Source organism: Saccharopolyspora terrae (assembly GCF_004348435.1).
In the GTDB taxonomy this organism is placed as follows: Bacteria; Actinomycetota; Actinomycetes; order Mycobacteriales; family Pseudonocardiaceae; genus Saccharopolyspora; species Saccharopolyspora endophytica.
This window is the reverse complement of record NZ_SMKS01000132.1, coordinates 1-2,889: the sequence shown is the minus strand read 5'-3', so window position 1 is coordinate 2,889 and position 2,889 is coordinate 1. Positions and strand designations below refer to the sequence as shown.

The window sequence follows — 2,889 nt, the reverse complement described above, 5'->3', positions numbered from 1 at the left end:
GGACGGAAGAACCCCTGGAGTCCGGTGGGGATTCCAGGGGTTCTTCGAGGGTTTCGGGTGTCCTCCTAGACGACGGCGGAGATGCCGAGGATGACGACGAAGGAGACGACCGACAGGAGGGTCTCCATGGCCGACCAGGTCTTGAGGGTCTGCCCGACGGTCATGCCGAAGTACTCCTTGACCAGCCAGAACCCGGCGTCGTTGACGTGCGAGAGGAACAGCGAGCCGGACCCGATCGCCAGCGCGACCAGCGCGCCCTGAGCGGGCGGCAGGCCGATGACCAGCGGTGCGACCATGCCCGCGGCCGAGATCGTGGCGACCGTCGCCGAACCCGTCGCGACGCGGATGCCGACCGCGATCAGCCAGCCCAGCACCAGCGGCGACAGGTTCGCCCCGGCGGCCAGGTCGGTGATCGTGTTGTTCACGCCGGAATCGACGAGGGTCTGCTTGAAACCGCCACCGGCACCGACGATCAGGATGATCCCGGCGATGGCGGGCAGCGAACCGCCGACGACGTCGGACAGCTGGGAGCGGGAGAACCGGGCGCCGCGGCCCAGCACCACGATCGCGATCAGGACGGTCAGCATCATCGCCACGACCGGCGTGCCGATGGTGTCCAGGATCGTGTAGCCGAGCGTGTCCTCGGCCAGCGCCAGGTCGGCGACCGACTTGCAGAGCATCAGCACGACCGGCAGCAGCAGCATCGCCACGGCGGCGAAGAAGCTCGGCCGGTGCGGGTGCTCCTGCTGCTCGGGGGCCTTGCCCAGCAGCTGGGTGGCCGGCGGCAGGTCGACGCGCTTGGCGATGTAGGAGCCGAACAGCGGACCGGCGACGATCGCGGTCGGGATGGCCACCACGATGCCCAGCGCCAGCGTCAGACCGAGGTCGACGTGCAGCGCGTCGACGGCGGCGAGCGGACCGGGGTGCGGCGGGACGAGACCGTGCAGGATCGACAGACCGGCCAGCGCCGGGATGCCGATCCGCAGCATCGGCTGCTCAGTCCGGGCGGCGACCATGACCACGACCGGGACCAGCAGCACGACGCCGACCTCGAAGAACATCGGCAGGCCGAGCAGCGCGGCGATGAACACCATCGCCCACGGCAGCGTCTTGCTGGTGGTGCGGCGCATGACCGTCTCGACGACCTGGTCGGCGCCGCCGCTGTCGGTGAGCAGCTTGCCGAGCATGGCGCCCAGCGCGACGAGCAGGCCGACGTCGCCGACGGTCTTGCCGAGGCCCTCGGTGAAGGTGTCCACGAGGTCCCCGAAGGGCATCCCGGCGACCACGCCGAGCGTGGTCGCGCCGAGCGCGAGGGAGAGGAAGGGGTGGAGCTTCGCCCAGCTGATCAGCAGCACGATCACCGCGATGCCGGCGACTGCGGCGCTCAGCAGACGGGTGTCGTGCGCCGTCCAGGACGCTGCCTGGGCGAGCGGGGCGGAAAGGCTGGAAAGCATGGAGGGCTCCTCGTTGAGCAGCTGGTGCGCGCCACAGCCTAAGCAATAAGTATGACTTTTAGCTTTTCATGACCGATTAAGTATTACTGTTACGCCGGTCACCCGGGTTCGCCGCCTACTCTCGGGCACTGGTCGAACGCGTTTTTCACCGGTGAAGGGGCGTGGCGGATGAGCGGCGGGCTGCACGGCAAGGTGCTGGAAGTGCTCGGCGGGGAGATCGCCGCGGGCATCCACGCTCCCGGCAGCGTGCTGCGCATCGAGCAGCTGGAGGAGCGGTTCGGCATCTCCCGCAGCGTCGCCCGCGAGGTCGTGCGCACCCTCGCCTCCATCCGCCTGGTCCTGGGCCGCAAGCGGGTCGGGATCGTGGTGCGCCCGCGCGACGAGTGGAACAGCTTCGACCCGATGCTCATCCGCTGGCGGCTGGCCGCCGACCGCTCGGCCGAGCTCAAGACCCTCGCCGAACTGCGCACCGCCGTCGAACCCGTCGCCGCCGCGGCGGCCGCCGACCGCGCGAAGGACGACCACGCGGCCCGGCTGGTCGCGCTCTCCGAGCGGATGGTGGCCACCTCGCGCGCCGGTGACCTGGAGGCGTTCATGGACGCCGACGTCGAGTTCCACCGGCTGATCCTCACCGCCTCCGGCAACGAGATGTTCGCCCAGCTCCACGAGGTCGTCGAGGAGCTGCTGCGGTGGCGCGCGGGCCACGGCCTGATGCCGGTGCACCCGCGTCCGGTCGCGGTCCGGCTGCACTGCGAGATCGCCGAGTGCATCCGGGCGGGGGACCGGGTCCGCGCTGAGTGGGCCATGCGGGAGCTGGTGGCCGAAGCCCTCGAAGGAACCCTCGAGGGCCTGGAGCCCTGAACCGCCCCCGAACGCACGAATCCCTCGCGACCTCGGGGGAGTGGTCGCGAGGGATTCGGCCCGGGATCAGTAACCCTGGTAGCTGCCGCCGGAACGCAGGCCCGAGACGCCGGGGACGTCGGCGACGGAGCCGTAGCGCTCGATCGAGTAGCGGGTGGCGGCGATGATGTTGTCGACGGGGTCGTAGATGTTCTGGTGGCCGGGCAGCGCGAAGGACTCGAAGGTCGGCGCGATGGTCTGCATCAGACCGATCGACGGGGTGCCGGCCGCGGCGTTGGAGTCCCAGTTGTTCGTGGCGCTCGGGTCACCGTTGGACTCGTGCATGATGATCGTCCGGATGGCCTCGGCATCGATCTGGTCGCGCGGGATGCCGCTCTTCTCCATGACCTGGATGGCCTCGTGGATCCAGGCGTCGATCTGGTCCTTGGGCTTCGGGGCTTCCTTGGGAGCCGGTGCCGCTTCGGGTGCGGGCTGGGCTTCCGGAGCGGGCTGCGCGACGGGGGCGGGCGCGGCCTGGGGCTGGGCGGCCGGGACCTGAACCGGGACCTGAACCGGGGCGGGAGCAGGCGCGGGC

3 protein-coding genes are annotated in these 2,889 nt (G+C 70.3%); 1 reads left to right on the top strand and 2 read right to left on the bottom strand.

Annotated features, from left to right (window positions below; genetic code table 11):
* Positions 1-65: 65 nt before the first annotated feature.
* The gene (locus E1181_RS30965; protein ID WP_132679954.1) at positions 66-1,454 is read right to left on the bottom strand and encodes a GntT/GntP/DsdX family permease; all 1,389 of its coding nucleotides are present in this window, start codon (positions 1,452-1,454) and stop codon (positions 66-68) included.
* Positions 1,455-1,622: 168 nt separating this feature from the next.
* Between E1181_RS30965 and E1181_RS30960 the strand changes: the two genes are divergently transcribed.
* Complete coding sequence (locus E1181_RS30960) at positions 1,623-2,315, top strand: FadR/GntR family transcriptional regulator (protein WP_132679953.1); 693 nt, start codon at positions 1,623-1,625, stop codon at positions 2,313-2,315.
* A 66-nt stretch (positions 2,316-2,381) separates the two neighbouring features.
* Here E1181_RS30960 and E1181_RS32435 read toward each other — a convergent pair.
* A partial coding sequence (locus E1181_RS32435; protein ID WP_132679952.1) for a transglycosylase SLT domain-containing protein occupies positions 2,382-2,889 on the bottom strand: 508 nt, incomplete at its 5' end.

What these genes read in the sequence shown, in the direction of transcription:
- E1181_RS30965 (WP_132679954.1), bottom strand. Translation starts at nt 1,454, where the DNA reads ATGCTTTCCAGCCTTTCCGCCCCGCTCGCCCAGGCAGCGTCCTGGACG.
- E1181_RS30960 (WP_132679953.1), top strand. Translation starts at nt 1,623, where the DNA reads ATGAGCGGCGGGCTGCACGGCAAGGTGCTGGAAGTGCTCGGCGGGGAG.